Below are 20,701 nucleotides of genomic sequence, written 5' to 3'. Positions count from 1 at the left end.
CAGTCTTTAGTTAACGCCAATAAGTATTGAGTACTTATAATGATAGCTCTATCATTCTAATGGGCAGTGTCCCAAGGAGAAACCATGGATAAACTACGTTCACTTTCCAGTGTACTCGCTTTGGGGCTGGTAGGCTTACTTGCAGCCTGCGGCCAGCAGCCCACCACCGACCCCCTCACCAAGTCCGATGCTCAAAAACTCAAAGAGTCCCTGGTGCAAAGCAACAAATACCTGGTCGCAGCTATCGCCAGCCCATCGGGGGTGGTCACTACCAGCCGCGTGGGGGGCCTGAACCTGCCCTCGCCGGTTGCAAATGTAATCCTGGCTTCCGGACTGGAACCCCAATCCATCAACTGTACCGCCAGCGAGACCCCCCCCAAGGCCCAGCAACAAGACCTGGACAACGACAAGATTCCACTTCAGGCCAGTTACCAGGTGGATTGCAGGGTAGGCGATACCCGGCTCAAGGGGGGCATCGTGCTGAGAGATAAAAACGATAACGACCCCAAAAGCGGCTACACCCTGGATACCAACCAGTACGAGCTCACCTTCAACACCGGAAAGTCCAACGAGTCCGGTCTCAAACTTGATCTGGATGTAGACGTCACCTGGAGCAACCCCAATTACGCAGTGCGCTACAACTTCAACTTTGAAATCTACGGCAGCGACGGGCGGTTTGGCACCACCTACGCCTATACCGCTACCTATGCCCCGGACAATGCCCAAACGCCCTTTGCAGGAGGCACCTTCAACTACGAGGGTACCCTGGATTTCCGCACCGCCACCAAATGGTACCGGCTGAGTGGCAAGGCCACCAACCTCAAGTACAGCAGTACCTGCAAAGAAACCTTTGTTAGCGGAAGCTGGCGGCTGGAAGACACTCGAGGCAACACCCTCCAGGTCGTTTACAACGCCTGCGACAACGTAACCGTGACGTACAATGGGGAGACCCTATAGTTTTCGCGCAGTTGTAGGGGCCAAAATTGGCACTTCTTTTGACAAAGGCGAGTACCATACAGGGTATGGCTCGCCTGTTGTTTTTTGCACTGCTGTTGCTTGGCCCGGCCCTGGCCCAGAACCTGCTTGCCCTGGCCCCCCAGGGGGCCGTGGCGGGCTTTTACATGAACGACCTGCGCGGTAGCCGCTACCTGAGCGGTCTGGCTGCCGACTGGAAACAGAGCGGCATGGAGGCTTTCCTGGGCCGCGAACTACGCAAGCAGGCGGGCAACGACGCCGACTTGCTGGGTATCGCTGCGGGTGGCGTGGCCGTTGCCCTGTACAACGATGGATTTTTTGCCATAACCCGGCCCAGCGCAGCAGCCATGAAGGCTCTTCGCAAAGATACCCGGGGGATGCGCCCCCAGGGTGGCTGGCTGGTGGGGGGTGACAAGGATGTCCAGACGGGTTTCAGCCGCGAGTTGGTGTTTTTTGCCACTCCCAAGTATGCCCGCTTGTTTTTGCAAAACCGCCGCGGCCTGCAAGCCCCGGTGCGTGGCGACATCGTGCTGTGGGGTTCACCTCCACAAGATCTGATCCGAAGCCTGAACCTGCCCCCCCGGGCCAACGGGGCTGCCCGCACCATCCGTCGCTTCAGCTATGCCATTCAGCTCACCGCTGGAGGCTACACCGAAGAGACCCGCCTGGACGTGAACCCCGCCCCCGACCCGGCCCTGGCCAGCCTGCTACTGCCCAGGGAGCGCCCCTACAACGCCGCCGACCTCCCCCAGGGCTACGCGGTTTCGACGGGGGTGCTGGATCTGAGCCGGGTCGGACCCTATCTCTCAGGTTTGCTGCGCGAGTTTGACCTGCGGCTCAACCTGGATCTGCGGGCCTTTGGGGCACGCTTTGCCACCGTGACGGTGCAGGGGCCACCCCCCGCCCCCGATGGCCGCAGCGAGGCCATTCTGGGCCACAACCTGATCTACTGGGAGGTGCGCGACCCCGCCACTGCCGAGGCCAACTTGTTGGCACTCTTGCAAAGCCTGGCCGCCTTCTCGACGCCCGATGGACAGGGCGGCTTCAAAGTGTTGGGCCACGAGGGCGACTTCAAAGCGGTGGAGGTAGGTCTGGGTGGAACCCTCTACTACAAGCTCGAGCCCACCCGGCTGGTGATTGCCACCAGCAAAAGTGCCCTCCAGGCAGTGGGTAACCCCCCCTGGAGCCAGGATCCCAACTTCCGGCGCTTCCGCGCCCGAATTCCGGCCAATGCCATCGGCTACAGCTTTGGCAACCAGGGCTCGGCCTTGCAAGAGCAGCTCGGGCAACTCGGCGACACCCTCCCGCAAACCATTGGCAGCGAGCTGGATCAGCAAACCTCTCGCGAGCTGGCCAGGGCCCTGACCGACTTCATGAAGCGGCTGGCCAAGCGCTTTGGTTCGGGGCTTTCGTATGCCGTGGTAGAAGGCAACAGCCTGATTAGCCGGGGGTTCTATGAGGTGCGCTGGTAATCCGAAAGCTACCTGTGGCCAGAACGCTTTTCACAAAACTCGAGCTAACCAGTACTACCAGCCTCAGGCATATGGCCAGCTTTCAGCAGCACATGAGGTGGGGTGGGAAGTGGGTGGTGGGTTTCTGACGCCTACCACCTATGGGACGCAAAGTGTTGTAGGTACCTGAATCCTTCCTGCTGAACAAAACAGTGGCCGCCTGGAAACTCGAAACCCAAGCACCTGTGGGGCGGGCCCGGCTCACGCTTAGGTGCGTAACTTGCGTCTGGGCGAATTCTCGTTTTCGTAGGCGGCCACGCTTTTGAAGAGCACTGTAGCTTGCCGAGCTGGAGTTCTGGATTGCTCCCTTCTGGCTTCGCTGCTGGAATGCCGTGATTGCTTTTCTCTGGCCAACATTCCTTCCCCTGCTCTCCCCCACTCCCTTGGTTGGCCAACCCGCATTGCCCGTAGCGCCATACCCTATGCTGAAGGGGTGCAGGTAGCGTTTGGATTGCCCTGGCTGTTGCTGCTACTGCCCCCCGTACTTGGGCTGGTATGGTGGTGGTACCGGCGTCGGCGGCCTCCCGAGCGCAAGGTGGCCGGGCTCTGGCTCTGGCAAAAAGCGCTTCGCAAGGGGCGGGCCCGCCGGCGCTTCGATGCACGGCTGTTCTTACTGTTGCTTTCGGCTTTGCTGGCGGTGCTGGCGCTATCCGCGCCCCAGGTTTCGCTAAACCGCCCTGGCGAGCTGGTGGTGGTGCTGGATGTCTCGGCCTCGATGGCCGCTACCGATGTGAGCCCCAGCCGCCTGGAGCGGGCCAAGGAACTGGCCCGTGAGCACCTGGGGGCCTCGCCCAGGGCGGTTTTGGTGGTGGCCGGGAGCCAGATTCGAACCTTTGGCCCGGCCCCGGGGCGCAGCCTGGTGGGCAACCTCGAGGGGCTCCGGGCCACTGCTATCGACGCCGACCTCGAGGCTGCCATTGCCAGGGGCAAATCCCTGTTGCCCGGGGCCCGCGTCCTGACCCTTTCCGACCAGCCTGCTCCCCCTGGCACCGATGGCTACCTGAACGTGGCGGGCAACGGCCCCAACGTGGGCATTACTGCCATTGGCCCTGGTTTTGTGGCGGTAGCCAACGCGGGGCCGGGGTTGTGGCGGGGCGAGGTTCTGGTGGATGGCCGGCGCTATCCGCTCGAGGTGCCCGCCAGGGGCTTTAGCAGCCTGGAGGTGCCCTCGGCCACACCCACCGCCCGGATTGTAGGCAGCGACGCCCTGGCCCTGGACAACGAGGCCCGTTTTTCCAGGCGGCTGGTGCGGGTGGAGGTATCGGGCCGTTCGCCGGCCCTCGAGCGTCTGCTGGCCCTCCTGGGCACCAGCCGGGGCAGCCCCAGCGAGATAGCCTTCGAGATTGGCACTCCCCGCCGCGAGCCCACCCGCTTCACGGTGTTTTTGGCCGACCAGGCCAGCGGACAGGCTTCGGTCTTCGACGTGGAGCGCACCCTCCCCTACCTGCGCGGTGCCGAACTGGTGGGCTACAGCCTGCGGGTTCCTCCGCGTCCGCAAGCCCCCGGCTGGCAGCCCCTGGCCGTTAGCGAAACCGGCCAGGCGCTGGCCTGGTATCACCCGAACGGGCTGTACCTGCCCCCCGCCGAAAGCCTGCAAAACCTGCCGGCCTTCCCGGTGCTGCTCTACAACCTGATTGCGCCCAGGGGCGAACTCCGCAGCGGCCTCCTGACCCCCGCCGAAACCCTGCTGCCCCGCCCCAGCCCCGACCAGCCCCTCCCCCCCAGCCTCACCGTGCCACTCGCCCCCTGGCTGGCCTTGCTCGCAGCGCTCGTGCTGGCGGCGGAGTTTTACTTCTTCCAGTACCGAACCACAAGCGAACGGCTGGAATCCCGGCCTGCTCCCACAGCTTGAGCCCAGGTACCAGACATCCTCTACAATTGAATGGCTATGAACCGGGTGTTGTTAGGCGTAAGGGGCATGGAGCGTCCCGAACAGATTGAAAAAGTTTCCAGCGCCATCAGAAAACTCGAGGGCGTACAGAGCGTCCAGCCCGCCGATACGGGGCAGCTCGAGGTCGAATACGACCCCCACCAGCTCACCGTTACGGATCTAATCCGGGTCGTGCGCGAACAAGGTTTTCTGGCCGGGATGCTGTGAAACGGTCACATGTCCCACGTTGCAAGTCGCGGGTCATTTTTCTGTTGCCTCTAATACCAAATCCACATGAAATCCTTGCCTTCTCCCCTGGGCGGGAGAAGGTGGCGACACTTCGTCGGCAGTATAGGAGATAAGCGTCGGAGACATCATTAATTGCGTCTGGGATGTCGCCGGATGAGGCGTATTGGAATGCCACTCAAAAATAACTATCCAGGCAAATTCAGTATGAGAGGAGTATGTAGGTCGTTGATAGGGTTGGCGTGTATGGTGCATGTTAGAAAATCTCTGAAGGAAGCCACCCCCTGCACCCACGAGCCCACATCGTGTAAACTACTCCTTATCTGAGGCAGGGCGCACCCGCCCAGGCATGCAAACCAGCCCCACAACCCAGAGCGGATACGTCCGTTGTCCACAAGCTATTTGCTCGAGCGCATCTCGAGTAAACTACTAGTGCTTTGGAACAACACGATTTAGGCGCACACGCCTGACCACACTCTGCGGCACCCGCAAAACCCAGCACTGGTTTCATGCCTGCAAGCAAAAGCCGAGCGCAGAAAAGGAGAACCTATGGCCTACCGAGACGACTTCAAAGCCCGCAAGAGCCTGTCTACCAAGATGGGCGAGGTCTACTACTACGACATCATGGAGCTGGAAAAACAAGGCATCGCGCCCGTGTCCAAACTGCCTTTTAGCATCCGGGTGATGCTCGAGAGCCTCTTGCGCAACCACGACGAGTACAAGGTGTCGCGCGAGGATGTCATAAACCTGGCCAACTGGCAGCCCGACCCCGGCGAGGTGAACGTACCCCTGATGCTGGCCCGGGTGATTCTGCAAGACTTCACCGGCGTGCCGGCGGTGGTGGATCTGGCCGCCATGCGCGACGCCATTGCCAAGCTGGGCGGCGACCCCGAGCAGATCAACCCCGGCGTGCCGGTAGACCTGGTGATCGACCACTCGGTGCAGGTGGACTACTTCGGCACCGCCTATGCCTTCGCGCAGAATGTGGAGCTCGAGTACAAGCGCAACGAGGAGCGCTACCGCCTGATCAAGTGGGGCCAGAACGCCCTCAAGAACTTCCGGGCGGTGCCGCCCGGTACCGGCATCGTGCACCAGGTGAACCTCGAGTATCTGGCCAGCGTGGTCATGACCCAAAAAGGTGAGGACGGCAAACTCTACGCCTTCCCCGACTCGCTGGTAGGCACCGACTCCCACACCACCATGATCAACGGCCTGGGCGTGCTGGGCTGGGGCGTGGGCGGCATCGAGGCCGAGGCCGTGATGCTGGGCCAGCCCTACTACATGCTGGCCCCCAAGGTGATCGGCTTCAAGCTGTCGGGTGAGCTACCCGAAGGGGCCACCGCCACCGATTTGGTGCTACGTGTGACCGAGATGATCCGCAAGCACGGGGCGGTGGGCAAGTTTGTGGAGTTCTACGGCCCTGGGGTCTCCAAGCTGCCGCTCGCCGACCGCGCCACCATCGCTAACATGAGCCCTGAGTACGGCGCCACCATGGGCTTCTTCCCCATTGACGAAGAGACCCTGGCCTACCTGCGCCTGACGGGCCGCCCCGATGAGCTGATAGACCTGGTGGAAAAGTACGCCAGGGCCACCGGCCTCTGGCGCACCGACGAGGCCGCCCCGGTGTACAGCGAGCACCTCGAGCTCGACCTCTCCACCGTGGTGCCCGCCCTGGCCGGCCCCAAGCGACCCCAGGACCGCGTCAACCTCTCGGACGTGAAGCAGAGCTTTCTCGAGCACCTAACCAAAGACGTCAAAGAGCGCGGCTTTGGCCTGAGCCCCGACAAGCTGAACACCAAAGTTAAAGTCAAGCGGGGCCGCGACGAGTTCGAACTCCAGCACGGCTCGGTGGTAATTGCCGCCATTACCAGTTGCACCAACACCTCCAACCCTTCGGTGATGCTGGGCGCGGGCCTGCTGGCCAAGAAAGCCGTGGAGGCGGGCCTGGATACCCAGCCCTGGGTTAAGAGCAGCCTGGCCCCCGGCTCCAAAGTGGTCACCGAGTACCTCGACGCCGCCGGCCTCACGCCCTTCCTGGAAGCGCTCCGCTTCCACACCGTGGGCTACGGCTGCACCACCTGCATCGGCAACTCGGGCCCCCTACCCGAAGAAATCTCCAGGGCAGTTAAGGAGGGCGATCTGGTGGTGGCTGCAGTTCTTTCGGGCAACCGCAACTTCGAGGGCCGGGTCAACCCGGACGTAAAGGCCAACTACCTGGCCAGCCCCATGCTGGTGGTGGCCTACGCCCTGGCGGGCCGGATGGATATTGACTTCACCACCGAACCTATCGGCTACGACCCCAACGGCAAGGCCATCTTCCTCAAGGACATCTGGCCCAGCCAGGAAGAAATCAAACAGGCCGTGCACCAGACCCTGGATGCCGAGATGTTCCGCCGCCAGTACGCCACCGTGTTCGAAGGCGACGAGCGCTGGAAGGCCCTCCCGGCCCCCTCGGGTCAGCTCTACCAGTTCGACCCCGCCTCCACCTACATCCAGAACCCCCCCTTCTTCGACGACCTAATGGGCACCCGCGAGATTGGCGACATCAAAGGGGCACGGGCCCTGCTGGTGCTGGGCGACTCCATCACCACCGACCACATCTCGCCCGCCGGTAACATTGCCAAGAACTCGCCCGCCGCCCGCTACCTGATGGGCCACGGGGTAGAGCCCGCCGACTTCAACAGCTACGGTTCCCGGCGCGGCAACCACGAAGTAATGATGCGCGGCACCTTCGCCAACATCCGCATTCGCAACCTGATGCTGGACGGCAAGGAAGGCCCCTACACCAAAAAACTGCCCAAGTCCGAGCGCGGCTCCGAACCCGGTGCAGGCGAGGAAATGTTCGTCTACGACGCCGCCATGCAGTACAAAGCCGAGGGCACCCCACTGGTAGTACTGGGCGGCATAGAGTACGGCAACGGTAGTAGCCGCGACTGGGCCGCCAAGGGCACCTATCTGCTGGGCATCAAGGCCGTCATTGCCCAGAGCTTCGAGCGCATCCACCGCAGCAACCTGGTGGGCATGGGCGTACTACCCTTGCAGTTCCAGCCCGGCCAGAACGCCGCCAGCCTGGGCCTTACCGGCTACGAGGTGTTCGACATCCTGGGCCTGGAGGACATCACCCCCGGGAAGGAGCTAACCGTAGTAGCCACCCGCGCCGACGGCAGCCAGGTGAGCTTCCAGGTCAAAGCCCGCATAGACACCCCGGTAGAGGTGGACTACTACAAGAACGGCGGCATCTTGCAGACCGTGCTGAAGAACATGCTGGCGGAGAAGGCGAAGGCATGAGGCAGGCTTGAGGATTGAACGGCCCCCAAGCAAGATGCGTTTGCCTGGGGGTCGTTTGCTTATGCGAAACAGCTCATCGACGTTTCAGCTGGCATCTGTCATCATCGCGCCCTTCACGGACGTGACTACCCATCCCGGCGTCCGATGTTCTGTCAAGGACAGAGCTTTCTAAAAGTTGGAGAGCTCTAAATGGTCTGATCGTCGGGAATTAGCTCGAGCTGCACCCCCCCAATCTTCCAACTGCCATCCGCCTGGCGCTCCATCAGGTAGTACGCCACCGCCTTCTTGCCGTCCAAACCGACCAAGTTCACAACCTGGCGAATCTGCTGCACCGTTCCCAAACTGCGGCTGGCAGGGCCAAACTCCACCTTGAGGGGTCGGTAAATCTGAGCATAGCCCAACCGAACCATCTCGATGAAGCGTTCGGGGGTCTGGAAAACCTGGCGGATACCCGGAGAGGCAAAGGAGAAAGCCCGCACAGCATCATCTTTTTTGAAAGCCTCGATCTGCGCCAGAATGATGGCCTGAATGGCGGCGCGGTCTTGCGGAGGCACATCCTGCAAGCGCTGGGCCTGCCCACCCAGGAGCAGTAGCACAACCAGGACAACAACAGGCTTCATGCCTTAGTGTGCACCCCTGGGAGCTTTCCGGTTTGTAGCAATTCCTACCAACGCTTCAAAAAGTAAAGACGTTGGGGTTTGATAAACGCAAAATTGTGTGTCTATCGCAGGAAGTCAAGCACAGTTCGGGTAATCAGCTCGGTGCCCAGGGGCAGGGAACGCTCATCGTCAATCCAGAAGCCGGGGTGGTGGTGCGGGCGGTTTTTGCTGGGGTCGGGGTCGCCCGCGCCCAGCCAGAAGTACACCCCCGGACGGCGGTTCAAGAACTCCGACATGTCGTCGCCACCCATCACCGGCGGCACCTCGAGCACCGCTTCCTCCCCCACCACCTGCCGGGCTACCTGCCGGAACCGCTCCACCATCTCGGGGTCGTTGACCACGGCGGGCGAACCCGGTAGCCAGCTCACCTCGGCGCTGCCTCCCATGGCGGTAGCAATCCCCTGGCTCAGTTCCCCAATACGCCGGATCAGCTTCTCCCGGAGTTGGGCATCGAAAGTGCGGAGGGTGCCCTTGAGTTCGGCGGTTTCGGGGATGATGTTGTGCGCCCCTTCGCCTGCAGTAACGGTGGCGATGGTGATGACCGAGGTGTTGACCGGGTCGGTCTCGCGGCTGACCAGGCTTTGCAGGGCCACGATAATCTGCGCGGCGATCAGGACGGTATCCACCCCCTCGTGGGGCATGGCCGCATGGGCGCCCTTGCCCCGCAGGCGGATGGTAAAGGCATCGGCGGCGGCCATCGAGGGGCCGGGCCGTACCCCCACTTTTCCGGTGGGCATCAGGCTGTAGAGGTGCAGCCCCACCACCCTGTCCACCCCTTCGAGCACCCCGGCCTCCACCATCGGGCGGGCCCCCGAGACAATTTCTTCGGCAGGCTGGAAGGCAAAGCGCACCTCGCCCTCGATTTGTTCGCGGAAGCGGGCCAACACTGCGGCCACATGGGCGGCAATGGCCGCGTGGCCGTCGTGGCCGCAGGCGTGCATGACGCCGGGGGTTTGGGAGCTGTAGGGTACGCCTGAGTCCTCGTGGATGGGCAGGGCATCGATGTCGGCCCGTACCAGCACGGTTTTGCCCGGTTTGGCCCCCTTCAGGCGAGCCACCACCCCGGTCTGGGCTATTCCTCGAGTAACCTCGAGGCCCAGCCCTTCCAAAAACTCGGCCAGTTTGGCGCTGGTGCGTACCTCCTGGAACCCCAGTTCGGGGTGTCGGTGAAAGTCGCGGCGCATCTCGATCAGGCTGGGCGTCAACTCGGCGATGGCTTCCTTAATGTTCATAGACCCTAGTCAAACATCAACCACCAACAACCGTCAATTGTGAGCTGGCTGTGGTCGTGGTTTTTCCGTAATTGCGGGTTGAACTGAAATTCAGCTCTTCTTGGGCTAAGCTGGGCATACGCTAAATATCTTGAACTCGGTACAGGATTTGCTAGACTTGGGGCAAACTCGCAAGGCTGAACCTGAAAAACCTAACCTGTAAGGAGCAACACCATGACCAGACCCTGGCTCAACCACTACGACAAAGGCATCCCGGCGGATATTCAGTTCCCCGAGGTGCCCCTGTGGAAACTGCTGGCCGACACCGCCCAAAAATACCCCGATCATGTGGCCCTCGAGTTCATGGGGAGCGTGATGGGCTACCGCACCCTTTGGGAGTCGGTGCTCAAGTTTGCGGGGGCCCTCCAGGCCCAGGGGGTGCAGCCGGGCGACCGCGTGGCCATCATGCTGCCCAATTGCCCGCAGTTTGTGATCGCCTTTTACGGAACCCTGGTCGCGGGCGGGGTGTGTGTGAACGTGAACCCCCTGTACACCCCCCGCGAACTCAGGCACCAGCTTTCCGACGCCGGGGCCGAGACCCTGGTCATCCTGGACTTGCTCTGGCCCCGCTATGCCGAGATCGAGCAGGATGTACCGGTAAAGCGGGTGTTCACCACCGGCATTCAAGACTATCTGCCCTTCCCCAAAAACCTGCTCTTCCCCCTCAAAGCCCGCCGGGAAAAGCGCTGGGTCAACCTGCCGCAGCACCCCAAACGCCACGACTTCAAAAAATCGCTCAAAGCAGCCACCCCTATTGCCCAGCCCTACCCCGCCAAGCCCGATGAACTTGCCCTCCTGCAGTACACCGGCGGCACCACCGGCGTTTCTAAGGGGGCCATGCTCTCGCACCGCAACCTGGTCGCCAACACCTACCAGAGCATGGCCTGGGGCGGCGAAGAGGTCAAAAGCATGGAAGGCAAAGGAGTCATGCTGGGCGCGATTCCCTTTTTCCACGTCTACGGCATGACCGTGGCCATGAACTATGGCATTGCTGCAGGGTACAAGATTGTGCTGCTGCCCCGCCCCGAGGTCAAACCCTGCATCGAGGCCATCGAAAAGCACGGCGTGACCCACTTCCCTGGAGTGCCCACCCTTTACATCGGTTTCAACAATTTCCCCGGCATCGAAAAACGCAAGGTTGGAACGGTTAAGGTTTGTATCTCCGGCTCGGCGGCGCTGCCCGTTGAAGTCACCAAAAAATTCGAGCAACTCACCGGCGGCAAGCTGGTCGAAGGCTATGGCCTGACTGAAGCCGCTCCCTGCACCCACTGCAACCCCCTCACCGGTGAGCGCAAGATTGGCAGCATTGGGCTGCCCATGCCCGGTATTGATGCCAAGGTGCTGGACGAAAACCTGCGCGAGGTGCCGGTAGGCGAGGTGGGGGAGCTGGCCGTTCGCGGCCCCAACGTAATGCTGGGCTACTGGCAGCGCCCCGAGGAAACCAACAAAACCATCAAGATTGACTGGCTCCTCACCGGCGATATGGCCCGTATGGATGAGGACGGCTACTTCTACATTGTGGATCGCAAAAAGGACATGATCATTGCAGGCGGTTACAACATCTACCCCCGCGAGGTGGAGGAAGTGCTCTTTGCCCACCCTGGCGTGGCCGAGGCGGCGGTGGTGGGCCTGCCCGACGAGTACCGGGGCGAGACGGTGGCGGCCTTTGTGGTGCCCAAACCCGGCGTAACCCTAACCAAAGAAGAGCTGGACAAACATTGCCGCGACAACCTGGCCGCCTATAAGGTGCCGCGCATCTACGAGTTCCGCACCGAGCTGCCCAAGAGCGCAGTGGGCAAGGTGCTCAGGCGAGAGTTGCGGGAGGCGGTGCTCAAGGAGCGGCAAAAGGTGGGGAGCTAGGCCACCCTCGAGCGCCCCACGGCCTCGGCAAAAGCGGCGGCGGCTGTGTCCACTTCCTCTTCGGTGGTGAAGCGCCCCAGGCTGAACCGCACCGATGCCCTGGCCTCCTCCTTGCTCCGCCCGATGGCCAGGAGTACGTGCGAGGGCTCGAGGCTCCCGCTAGCGCAGGCCGAGCCCGATGAAGCCGCCACGCCCAGCAGATCCAGGTTCAGCAAGAGCCCTTCGCCATCGGCCCCTCTGGCCGTCACGTTGACGTGCTTGGGGCTGCGCAGCGTGGGATGGCCGTTGAGCTCGACCCCTGGGATGGCTAGTAGCTGCGATTCCAGGCGCTCCCGAAGGCGCAGCAGCTTCTGCGTCTCCTGGCTCAATAGGGCCACCGCCTTCTCGGCGGCCAGCCCCATCCCGTACACCGCCGGCAGGTTCTCGGTGCCTCCCCGGTAGCCCTGCTCCTGTTTGCCGGGCATCAGGGGGAACAGTTCAAGGCCCTTCCGCACGTAGAGCGCCCCCACCCCTTTGGGGCCGTAGAACTTGTGGGCGGCAATGGAAATCAGGTCGGCCCCCAGGTCTTCCACCCGGCTGGGCACCGTACCAAAGGCCTGTACGGCGTCGGTATGAAACAGCACGCCCCTGGCCTGGCAGAGCTCGGCCACCGCCCTGACCGGATACACGGTGCCGATTTCGTTGTTGACGGTCATGAGCGAGACCAGCAGGGTATCGGGGCGCAGCGCTTCGGCCACCTGCTCGGGGTGAATCAGGCCGGTGTGGTCGGGCTTTAGCAGGGTGGTTTCGAAACCCAGGCGCTCGAGGTTCTTCAAAGCGCTCAGGACAGCAGAGTGCTCGAGCTGCGTGCTCACCAGGTGACCCCGACCTCGAGCCAGTGCCACCCCATAAACTGCCAGCGCATCGGCCTCGGTGCCACCGCTGGTCAAAATCAGCTCGCGGGGCTTGCACCCCAGCGCCCGGGCCACGCGCTCCCGGCCCTCCTCCAGCAGTTGCCGCGCCCGGCGGCCTGCCTGATGCACCGAGCTGGGGTTGCCGTAAACCGCCAGCACCTCCTGCACGGCGGCCTTCACCTCGGGGTCGAGCGGGGTGGTGGCGGCGTAGTCCAGGTAAACCATGGGAGAAAACGTGGTGGGTGCGATACCCCATTGAGCGATTCGAAAAGGCCGTTTATAGAAATGCCAACCAACGGCACACTATCGGCAATCAGCTATCAGCTATTGGCTATAGGCTACTGGCGGCGCAGGCTCGAGCTGCACCAGCTTGCGGGCCTCTATCTGCTTGCGTTCCTCGATCAAATCCTTCAGGGTGGTCTGTTGCAACACCCCCCGCATGGCATCGTCCACCTTTTTCCACAAAATTTCGGTGGAGCAGTGGCCGGTCTGCCAGCAGGACTGGGGATCCTCGAGGCAGGTCACGGGTGCCAGGCTGCCTTCCAAAGCCTCCACCACCTCCAAAGCGGTGATGCGCTCCACCGGACGGCCCAGCTTGTAGCCCCCCTTGGCCCCCCGCACGCTGCGGATGAAGCCGGAGCGCCGCAGTTGGGCGGCTATTTGCTCCAGGTAGTGCTGGCTAATCCCCTGCACATCCGCGACGTCCTTGAGGGGCACTGCCTCTGGCTGACGCAGGCCGATCTCTACCAGGGCCCTTAACCCGTACTGTGCTTTGGTTGAGACCCACATAACCCCAGTATAAACTCCTAAATCCCGTAAGAAAAAGTAGAATTTACACCTTTGAGCTTCACCGCAAGTCTGTCAGTCATCGGCGCAAGGTCAGCGCCAACGCAAACAACAAAGCCTGCACCAGCACAATCGCACTACCGGCCGGGACATCGAACAGATAAGCAGCCGCCAACCCCGGAATGACCGAAAAAACCCCAATCACAACCGATATAACCGTCATGGCCGAAAAAGTTCGGCTGAGCAGGCGGGCGGTAGCGGCGGGAATTACGATGAATGCAGCAATCAGGACAATACCCACCACCTTGACCGAGACCACCACCACCAGGGCAATGAGCCCTGCGAGCAGGTAGTCGTAGAGCAGCACCGGCTGTCGGTCGGCCAGGGCCAGTTCGCGGTCGAAGGTGGCATAGGCCCAGTGGCTCCAGACCGGGGCCAGGAGGGCAACCCCCAGGGCAATCAGGCCCATCACCCACAAATCGGTCTGGGTCACGGTCAGAATGGAGCCAAACAGGTAGGCCACGGCGTCGGGCGCGAAGCCCTGGCGCAGCGACATGAACAGCACCCCCAGCGCGACCGAGACCGCAAAGAAGATCCCGATGGCGGTATCGTCGCCCAGGCTGCTGCGTTCGCGTACCCAGGTGATGGCCAGCGAAACCCCCACCGCAAAGGGAATGGCCACCCAGAGCGGCTCCTCGCGCAGAAGCAGCCCCAGGGCTACCCCCGCAAAGGCCGCATGGGCCAGCCCATCGCCCAGGAACGAAAGTCGGCGCTGTACCACCATCACGCCCAGGTAGCTGGCCAGCCCCCCTACCAGCAGGCCCGCCAGCAGGGCCCGCTGCAAGAACGGCAGCTGCAGCGCCTCCATCATGGGCGACCCCCCATTACCAGGTTGTGTCCGTGGCCCACATGCCCGAAAGCCTGGCTCAGGCACTCGTGGCAGAGCACCTGCTCGGGGGGGCCATAGCCCACCACCCGCCGGTTCAGCACCAGCACCGCCGAGGCATGGTGCTGGGCGGCTTCCCAGTCGTGGGTAATCATGAGCACGGTGGCCCCGCGCTCGGCCTGGTAGGCCTCGAGGTGCCGGTACAGGTCGGCCTCCCCCACCACGTCCACACCCGTAGCGGGCTCGTCCAGTAAAAGCAGCCGGGGCTCTCGTATCAGGCTCCGGGCCAAATAGACCCGCTGAAGCTCCCCGCCCGAGAGGCGGCCCAGCCGACGGCTGGCCAGGGCCAGTGCCCCCACCTTATCCAGCATGGCCTCGGCCTTTTTGCGTTCCTGGGCGCTGATGATAAAGGGCCAGCGGCGGCGCAAACCCGACACCACCACTTCCAGGGCCAGGGCAGGAAAACTGCGGTCGAAGCCCTTGACCTGCGGCACATACCCCACCCAGCCGGGGGGTACCTGCCGGGGCGGCAGACCCATCACCCGCACCGTGCCCGAAACCTGGGTTGGCCCATCCCGCAACGAATCCCGCTCGAGGCCCAGCAAAGCCTTCAGCAGGGTGCTCTTGCCGGCCCCGTTGGGCCCCACAATGGCCACGAAAGCCCCCTCAGGCACGCTCAGGTTTACCTCTTGCAGCGCCTGGAACTCCCCAAAACGCACCGAATACTGTTGCATCTCCACCGCTGCTGCGGTCATACTTTCTGATAATACGCTATCAATAGCTGGTTGGACAGAGGAGATGAGACTGGACGGGAAAATTCAGCGGCGGTGTCGCAAGTCACAGGTCGCGTGTCAATAGGCTTTCGGCTTTTAGCCTTGGGCTTTCGGCTTTGATTCAAGCCATTTCTGGCTCGAGCACCCAGACAAGTGCTCAGGGCTACTCGAGCGGCACCTCAATCACGTTGCCGAGGCTCGAGAGCGGCTTGTCGAACTGGCGCCGGTCGCCCACCACCACAATCACAAACTGCTCCGGGCGCACGTACTGCTGCATAACCCGCTGCAAATCGGCGGGGGTGGCGGCCTGAATCTGGCGCACGTACTGTTCGTAGTAGTCGGCGGGCAGCCCCAGCATCTGGGTGCGGGCGATGCGCTCGGCCACGGCCTGACGCGAGGTAAAGCGGAAGACCTCGGCGTTGAGGATGTTGTTGCGGAAGAGCTCGAGCTCCTCCTGCGAAACCGGGCGCTCGCGCAGGTCGCGGAACTGTGCGAGCATCAGCTCGATAACCTCGGCGGTTTTTTCGACCCTGGAGATAGAAGCCCCATAGAAAAAGCCCGGCCAGCCAAACCCCTGCGACTGGGCCCCACCTGTGGCGTAGGCCAAGCCCCGTTTGGTGCGTACCTCCACAAACAAGCGGCTGTTGAAGCCATCGCCCAGCACCCGGCTAACCAGGTCAAGCTCACTGTAGCCCGGTGCATAGGCGGTCACGGTGGGGTTGCCCATGTAGATGACGCTCTGGTTGGTCTCCTTCTGCACGAAGTAGATGCCCGGCTTGGGGCTGGGTGGGGCAAAGGTGGGGAGGGTAACTTCCCCGCGCGGCCAGCCACCCAGCACGCGCTCGAGGCGGGCCACCATCTCCTGGGTATTGAAGTCGCCGGTAATGGCCAGCACCGCCACATTGGGCTTGAAAAAGCGCTGGTGGAAGGCCAGCAGGTCGGCCTGAGTGATGGACTGAATCGAGGCTGCGCTGCTGACGTTACCGGCAGGGTGGCCTTCGTTGATGCGCCGCACAAACTCACGCACGGCAATCTGGGTGGGCTGGTCGTTGCGGCGGCGGATGGCCTCCAGGGCCCGGCCTTTTTCCAGCTCGAGCCGCTCCTGGGCGAAGCGGGGCCGGATCAGCACATCGGCCCAAATTTCCAGCACCGCATCCAGGTTTTCGGTCAGGGTATTGAAGGCCACCGAGGTAAAAAGGTTGTCGGTGCTGACGCTCACCGAGGCGGCCAGGGTTTCCAGGGTTTCGTCAATCTGGTCGGCGCTGCGATTGCCCGCGCCGCCGGTTCGCATCACACTGGCGAAGATGCCGCTCATGCCCACCTTGTCGGCGGGCTCGTAAATGGCGCCGGCCCGCAGGTAAACCCGCCCGGTCACAAAGGGCAGGCTACGGTCTTCGATGAGCAGTACCGTCAGGCCGTTGGAAAGCTGCACGCGGGTGGGCTGCATGACGGCAGGCTGCAAGCGCTGGAACTGGAGCTTGAAAGGGTCGGGCCAGTCGGCAGGGACGCCCTGGCCCAGGGCCAGCGAGGCCAGCAGGGCCACAAAGAAGATCCACAGGGCTCTCATCGGCTACCTCCTCGAGTGACCAGGGTGGCAACAGTACGGTTCTGGGGTGTGAAGTATTTGCGGGCGGCTTGCTGAATTTCCTCGGCGGTGATGGCGTTGTAAATGGCTTCTTCTTCAAAAATGCGCTGGTAGCCGCCAAAGAAGAGCTCGTAGAAGGCCAGCGTCTGGGCCAGGCCAGGCCCACCCTGGAGTACCCGCAGGTAGGCGGCGCGGGTCTGGTTGCGCACCTTTTGCAGCTCCTGCGGGGTTACGGGCTCATTTTTGAGGCGCTCCAGCTCCTCGTAGATGAGGCGCTCCAGATCCGCGGTGGTGCGGGGGGCGCGGGGCTGGGCCGAGATGGTGAACATGTTGGGATAGCGGAAGCCCGGCGAGGCCGAGCTGGCACTGACGTTCAGCGCGGCCTGTTCCTGGATCACCAGACGGCGGAACAGGCGGCTGGTGCGCCCCTCGGTCAGGATGGAGTCAATCATGTCCATCACGTAGGCCTCTCGGTTGGGGTAGGTGGGTTTGTGGAAGCCTATGAGCAGGCTGGGCTGGGCGTTGTACTCGAGCGTCACCCGCCGCTCGTCGGTCTGGGGCGGCTCGGCGGGGATGTTCAGGCTGGGGCGTGCAGGGCCCCTGGGAATCACGCCCATATAGCGGCGCACCAGCTGGATATCGCGTTCAGGCTCCACATCCCCCACCATGACCAATACCGCCCGGTTGGGGTGGTAGTGGGTCTTCCAGAACTCCATGGCCTTGTCTACCCGGTAGCCCTGGATCTCTTCGCGGCTGCCGATCAGGGGACGGCCATAGGGGTGCACCTGGAAGGCCGTCCGCAAAAAAACCTCGCTCAGTGCCCCGTTGGGGTCGTTCTCGCTGCGCTGGCGGCGTTCCTCCAGCACCACATCGGCTTCTTCGTAAAAGCTGCGAAACACCGCGTTCATCATCACGTCGGCATAAACCCGCAGGTACAGCTCGAGCCGGTTAGAGGGCAGCGAAACCCGGTAGTCGGTACGGTCGTAGCCGGTAGAGGCATTGAGCCCCTGTTCGCCGTTGTTGGTAAAAAGCTGGTCAATGGCGTTGGGCAGGGCCAGTTTTTTGGCCTCTTCGCGGGCCTGGTTGAAAGCAGCCGTGAGGCGCTGCACCTCCTCCTGCGAAGCGCGGCTGGCAAGGGCCCGGTCGAGGTCGGCCCGGGCTTTGTCAATGGCCTCGAGGGCGGCTTTTTCCCTGGCCCAGTCCAGGCTACCGATGCTGGGTGTGCCCTTGAAGGCCATGTGCTCCACCATGTGGGCAATGCCCCCCAGCCCCGGTGCCTCGTCCACCCCGCCCACATCGAACATCAGATTGAAGTGAATGACCGGGGCCGTCTTGTCCGGCACCATCAGCACACGTAAACCGTTGTCGAGGGTGTACTTTCGTATTTGCTCGCGGAGCTGCTGGGCCAGCGCTCCTGGCAACAGGAGTAAAAGAACCAACCACAAAACCTTCAGTCTCACCGCGTCCTCCCTTCTACCACTTTTGCATGGTTCCATTACGCCCCAAATAGGCAGGTCAGACTGAAGGGAGTTCTACAGTCTGAATCTCGGCCACACCAGGTTACAGCACGGTGCCGCTCAGGCAGTTCGGCTGGCATACCAAATCTGCTCAGAAGTGACCCAAAAGCGACATACAAGTCCCTCGGACGCGCCCCCCGGCGCGGTAAGTGAGGGGTGCGTTTACGCCGCTCACGCGCAGAGTTGGTATAACTCGACTGAGCAGATGTACCAAACTCGTCAGAACCCTGACCTAGGCTCGGCGTGGTGCTCTCCCCTGGCCTGCGACCTGCGACCTGTAACCCAAAGCCAAGCACGGTTCCAGGGTACTTTTGCACTCGAGCACCTTACCGGGGCAGTACCTGGATGATGGTCTGCATGATGAAAGGGGGTATCTGTTTGCCGGGCATGGAGCGGCCCAGCAAAATCAGGAAGTAGGGGCCCGGCTTGGGGAAGGTCACCACCCCTTCCATTCGCTTGGTGCGCGGGTTGAACTGCATCCGCACCTGGGCGTCGGGCTGGGCTGTGGCACTAACCCTGCCCTGGTAGAAGAGAAGCGTGCAGAAGCAGTCCTGGGGGTTGATGGGCAGACCGCCGACCCAGACATACTCAATCCAGGCCACGGTGGGCCGGCCTGCAACCGGCGTGGCGTCGTTGGGCTCAAAGTCCACCTCGCCCCGCACGTAGCCCCCGCTGCCTTCAAAAGGGTGTGCCAGCGCCAGGCTCGCCAGAACTAGCAGGGCCAGCAATCGCAGTGTCCATCGCTTCATCGGCAGACTCACTTCCTATCGGGGCGGTAAAAGCGCTGGGTTGCTGGTGAAGCTTTGGTCGGTGAGCGACTGCAAAAAAGCCACCAGGTCGTCCACTTCGGCATCGGTCAGGCCCAGGGGTCTGATGAGGGCGTCGGCGTTGAGGTTGGGCTGACCGCCCTGGTTATAGTGCTGCACCACGTCGCGCAGGGTTTTGATGGAGCCATCGTGCATGTAGGGGGCGGTGAGGGCCACGTTGCGCAGGGTGGGGGTTTTGAACTTGCCCACGTCTTCGTCCTTGCCGGTTGCGCGGGCCAGCCCGATGTCCTTGTACACGGTGTAGAGCGCGGTGTTGCGGGGCTCGTCGTCGGTGAAGTCGGGGCCCACATGACAGTGGAAACAGTCACCCTTCTCGCTGAAGAAAAGCTCCAAGCCGCGCAGGGCGGCTTGGGACATGGCCTTGTCGTCGCCGGCCTGGTAGCGGTCGAAGGGGCTGTTGTAGGAGAGCAGGGTGCGCTCGAAAGCAGCAATAGCGTAGGTCACCGTTTTGAGGGTGGGCGCGTCGCCAAAGACCTCCTGGAAGGCTCTGGCATACTCGGGAATGGCCCCTAGCCTTTGGGCAAGTTCCTCGGGCTCCATGCCCATCTCGTCGTGGGCGGTGAGGGGGCCTACCGCCTGGAGCTCGAGCCGGGGCGAACGACCCTCCCAGAACAGGTGACGGCGAAAGCCCACGTTGGTCAGGGAAGGGGCGTTGCGGCTGCCCTTGCGGCCAAAGATGCCCGCGCTGACGGGCTTACCCCCGTCGCTAAAGGCAAACTCGGGCTTGTGGCAGCTTGCGCAGGCTACCTGGCCGTCCTTGGAAAGCCGGGGGTCGTAGAAGAGCCGCCGCCCCAGTTCGACCTTGGCGGGGGTCTGGGGGTTGTCGTCGGGCACCGGCACGGTTCGCTCGGCAAAAAGAATGCGGGGGCTGGCCTGGTGGGCGGCAGGTGGGGGTTCGGCCTGGACTGCTGGCTTTGGGCGTGGCCAGAGATAAAAGGCCAGGAGCCCTGCACCCAGGAGGAGCAGGCCCACCCAGCCCAGTAGCCCACGCCGCATATGACTTCTATTGTGCCAGTGAGAAAGCCGACTGCATGTGGTAGTACACCACCGACATCAGGAGGCTAGTCTCAGGGCTCAGGCCGTGCAACTGCCTTAGCGACTGCTGACGCCAGTCCACATAAGCCCCTCCCGGCCCCGGCTGGAAGGCTCTGGCCACATCCAGGTTCAGGGTGATGGCGCCACCAGCGGGCGGTATATTGATCTGCACCCGGCGGGTCTGGAGGTCTTGCAGACGCACCGGTATACGGAAGGCATCGGTGCCCATGTGGATGACCCACTTCTGGTTGCCCTCCGGCAGCAAAGCGAGGCCCTCGAGGCGATAGAAAATATAACCGGGGTTCCAGGCCCAGTACATGCCGGAGTTCACCCCCAAAGGCATCTGCTGGGTGCCGGCATCGAGGTGGTTGAGTTCTCGCGGCACCCCCACATTGAAGCGGATACCCCGGTACTGCCCGGCAGGCACGTCCATTTTCATCACGCTGACGCCCTGGGTGGGGCCATCGCGCCTGAAGTCGGCCAGCACCAGGCCATCTATGCGAACCTCGCGGCCATCGGGCCGCACCAGAGCCACCTCCGAGAGGTAGAACTTGAGCATCTCGATCTGGTAGCGCTGGCCCTGGGGGGTCTGGTAGGTCTGGCCGAAGCGAAGCGGCTGGTCGCCGATTCGCAGGTTGATTTTGAGTTCCACCGGCGCCGCCAGGGCCCCGGCCAGGAACAACGGTAGTAGGGTAAGCCAGCCTTTCATGCTTTCGACT

General features: G+C 62.5%; 17 protein-coding genes. 6 read left to right on the top strand and 11 right to left on the bottom strand.

Going from position 1 to position 20,701, the window contains the following annotated elements; translation table 11 throughout:
* Nucleotides 1-84: 84 nt before the first annotated feature.
* The 5 genes from J3L12_RS00440 (at nucleotide 85) to acnA (ending at nucleotide 7,890) form a co-directional block, all read left to right on the top strand.
* On the top strand, nucleotides 85-957 hold the full coding sequence (locus J3L12_RS00440; RefSeq protein WP_208013062.1) for a hypothetical protein: 873 nt from the start codon (nucleotides 85-87) through the stop codon (nucleotides 955-957).
* Nucleotides 958-1,022: 65 nt separating this feature from the next.
* Entirely contained in the window at nucleotides 1,023-2,447 is a 1,425-nt protein-coding gene (locus J3L12_RS00435) for a hypothetical protein (RefSeq protein ID WP_208013061.1), read from the top strand.
* 472 nt (nucleotides 2,448-2,919) lie between these two features.
* Nucleotides 2,920-4,338, top strand: coding sequence for a VWA domain-containing protein (locus tag J3L12_RS00430; protein WP_208013060.1), 1,419 nt, complete (start codon nucleotides 2,920-2,922; stop codon nucleotides 4,336-4,338).
* Nucleotides 4,339-4,374: 36 nt separating this feature from the next.
* The gene (locus J3L12_RS00425) at nucleotides 4,375-4,584 is read left to right on the top strand and encodes a heavy metal-associated domain-containing protein (RefSeq protein WP_208013059.1); all 210 of its coding nucleotides are present in this window, start codon (nucleotides 4,375-4,377) and stop codon (nucleotides 4,582-4,584) included.
* A gap of 567 nt (nucleotides 4,585-5,151) precedes the next feature.
* Nucleotides 5,152-7,890: an aconitate hydratase AcnA gene (gene acnA / locus J3L12_RS00420; protein WP_208013058.1), complete on the top strand. Its 2,739-nt coding sequence runs from the start codon at nucleotides 5,152-5,154 to the stop codon at nucleotides 7,888-7,890.
* Between the two features lie 185 nt (nucleotides 7,891-8,075).
* Here the strand turns inward: acnA and J3L12_RS00415 are convergent, their stop codons facing one another.
* Nucleotides 8,076-8,510, bottom strand: coding sequence for a DUF4864 domain-containing protein (locus J3L12_RS00415; RefSeq protein ID WP_208013057.1), 435 nt, complete (start codon nucleotides 8,508-8,510; stop codon nucleotides 8,076-8,078).
* Between the two features lie 101 nt (nucleotides 8,511-8,611).
* Nucleotides 8,612-9,781 carry an amidohydrolase gene (locus tag J3L12_RS00410; RefSeq protein WP_208013056.1) on the bottom strand — a complete coding sequence of 390 codons (1,170 nt, stop codon included), beginning with the start codon at nucleotides 9,779-9,781 and terminating at the stop codon, nucleotides 8,612-8,614.
* Between the two features lie 213 nt (nucleotides 9,782-9,994).
* On the opposite strand from J3L12_RS00410, the gene J3L12_RS00405 reads away from it, so the two are divergent.
* Nucleotides 9,995-11,680 (top strand): long-chain fatty acid--CoA ligase, encoded by a 1,686-nt coding sequence (locus tag J3L12_RS00405; protein ID WP_208013055.1) that lies wholly within the window; start codon nucleotides 9,995-9,997, stop codon nucleotides 11,678-11,680.
* Here the strand turns inward: J3L12_RS00405 and J3L12_RS00400 are convergent.
* The 9 genes from J3L12_RS00400 to J3L12_RS00360 all read right to left on the bottom strand — a co-directional run bounded on the left by J3L12_RS00400 (nucleotide 11,677) and on the right by J3L12_RS00360 (nucleotide 20,691).
* A complete protein-coding gene (locus J3L12_RS00400) occupies nucleotides 11,677-12,798 on the bottom strand; it encodes a cysteine desulfurase family protein (RefSeq protein WP_208013054.1) in 1,122 nt (373 codons plus the stop codon). The two genes, J3L12_RS00405 and J3L12_RS00400, sit on opposite strands and share 4 nt — an antisense overlap.
* A gap of 99 nt (nucleotides 12,799-12,897) precedes the next feature.
* Entirely contained in the window at nucleotides 12,898-13,362 is a 465-nt protein-coding gene (locus tag J3L12_RS00395; protein ID WP_208013053.1) for an Rrf2 family transcriptional regulator, read from the bottom strand.
* A gap of 76 nt (nucleotides 13,363-13,438) precedes the next feature.
* Nucleotides 13,439-14,230, bottom strand: coding sequence for a metal ABC transporter permease (locus tag J3L12_RS00390; protein ID WP_208013052.1), 792 nt, complete (start codon nucleotides 14,228-14,230; stop codon nucleotides 13,439-13,441).
* The gene (locus tag J3L12_RS00385) at nucleotides 14,227-15,000 is read right to left on the bottom strand and encodes an ABC transporter ATP-binding protein (protein WP_208013051.1); all 774 of its coding nucleotides are present in this window, start codon (nucleotides 14,998-15,000) and stop codon (nucleotides 14,227-14,229) included. Before J3L12_RS00385 ends, J3L12_RS00390 begins: the two co-directional genes overlap by 4 nt.
* 181 nt (nucleotides 15,001-15,181) lie before the next feature.
* Nucleotides 15,182-16,585, bottom strand: a complete 1,404-nt coding sequence (locus J3L12_RS00380) for a pitrilysin family protein (RefSeq protein WP_208013050.1) — start codon at nucleotides 16,583-16,585, stop codon at nucleotides 15,182-15,184.
* The gene (locus tag J3L12_RS00375; protein WP_208013049.1) at nucleotides 16,582-18,063 is read right to left on the bottom strand and encodes a pitrilysin family protein; all 1,482 of its coding nucleotides are present in this window, start codon (nucleotides 18,061-18,063) and stop codon (nucleotides 16,582-16,584) included. Before J3L12_RS00375 ends, J3L12_RS00380 begins: the two co-directional genes overlap by 4 nt.
* A 383-nt stretch (nucleotides 18,064-18,446) precedes the next feature.
* Nucleotides 18,447-18,869, bottom strand: a complete 423-nt coding sequence (locus J3L12_RS00370) for a hypothetical protein (protein WP_208013048.1) — start codon at nucleotides 18,867-18,869, stop codon at nucleotides 18,447-18,449.
* 15 nt (nucleotides 18,870-18,884) lie between these two features.
* Nucleotides 18,885-19,943, bottom strand: a complete 1,059-nt coding sequence (locus J3L12_RS00365) for a cytochrome c peroxidase (protein WP_208013047.1) — start codon at nucleotides 19,941-19,943, stop codon at nucleotides 18,885-18,887.
* A 7-nt stretch (nucleotides 19,944-19,950) separates the two neighbouring features.
* Nucleotides 19,951-20,691, bottom strand: a complete 741-nt coding sequence (locus J3L12_RS00360; protein ID WP_208013046.1) for an MbnP family protein — start codon at nucleotides 20,689-20,691, stop codon at nucleotides 19,951-19,953.
* Nucleotides 20,692-20,701: the final 10 nt, after the last annotated feature.

Origin of the sequence: Meiothermus sp. CFH 77666, from assembly GCF_017497985.1 — a bacterium.
Classification (GTDB): Bacteria; Deinococcota; Deinococci; order Deinococcales; family Thermaceae; genus Meiothermus.
Note: the sequence above shows the minus strand (reverse complement) of the source record. Positions and strands in the feature narration are given on the sequence as shown.

What these genes read in the sequence shown, in the direction of transcription:
- J3L12_RS00400 (WP_208013054.1), bottom strand. Translation starts at nt 12,798, where the DNA reads ATGGTTTACCTGGACTACGCCGCCACCACCCCGCTCGACCCCGAGGTG.
- J3L12_RS00440 (WP_208013062.1), top strand. Translation starts at nt 85, where the DNA reads ATGGATAAACTACGTTCACTTTCCAGTGTACTCGCTTTGGGGCTGGTA.
- J3L12_RS00360 (WP_208013046.1), bottom strand. Translation starts at nt 20,691, where the DNA reads ATGAAAGGCTGGCTTACCCTACTACCGTTGTTCCTGGCCGGGGCCCTG.
- acnA (WP_208013058.1), top strand. Translation starts at nt 5,152, where the DNA reads ATGGCCTACCGAGACGACTTCAAAGCCCGCAAGAGCCTGTCTACCAAG.
- J3L12_RS00435 (WP_208013061.1), top strand. Translation starts at nt 1,023, where the DNA reads ATGGCTCGCCTGTTGTTTTTTGCACTGCTGTTGCTTGGCCCGGCCCTG.
- J3L12_RS00425 (WP_208013059.1), top strand. Translation starts at nt 4,375, where the DNA reads ATGAACCGGGTGTTGTTAGGCGTAAGGGGCATGGAGCGTCCCGAACAG.
- J3L12_RS00405 (WP_208013055.1), top strand. Translation starts at nt 9,995, where the DNA reads ATGACCAGACCCTGGCTCAACCACTACGACAAAGGCATCCCGGCGGAT.
- J3L12_RS00415 (WP_208013057.1), bottom strand. Translation starts at nt 8,510, where the DNA reads ATGAAGCCTGTTGTTGTCCTGGTTGTGCTACTGCTCCTGGGTGGGCAG.
- J3L12_RS00385 (WP_208013051.1), bottom strand. Translation starts at nt 15,000, where the DNA reads ATGACCGCAGCAGCGGTGGAGATGCAACAGTATTCGGTGCGTTTTGGG.
- J3L12_RS00380 (WP_208013050.1), bottom strand. Translation starts at nt 16,585, where the DNA reads ATGAGAGCCCTGTGGATCTTCTTTGTGGCCCTGCTGGCCTCGCTGGCC.
- J3L12_RS00370 (WP_208013048.1), bottom strand. Translation starts at nt 18,869, where the DNA reads ATGAAGCGATGGACACTGCGATTGCTGGCCCTGCTAGTTCTGGCGAGC.
- J3L12_RS00395 (WP_208013053.1), bottom strand. Translation starts at nt 13,362, where the DNA reads ATGTGGGTCTCAACCAAAGCACAGTACGGGTTAAGGGCCCTGGTAGAG.
- J3L12_RS00365 (WP_208013047.1), bottom strand. Translation starts at nt 19,943, where the DNA reads ATGCGGCGTGGGCTACTGGGCTGGGTGGGCCTGCTCCTCCTGGGTGCA.
- J3L12_RS00390 (WP_208013052.1), bottom strand. Translation starts at nt 14,230, where the DNA reads ATGATGGAGGCGCTGCAGCTGCCGTTCTTGCAGCGGGCCCTGCTGGCG.
- J3L12_RS00410 (WP_208013056.1), bottom strand. Translation starts at nt 9,781, where the DNA reads ATGAACATTAAGGAAGCCATCGCCGAGTTGACGCCCAGCCTGATCGAG.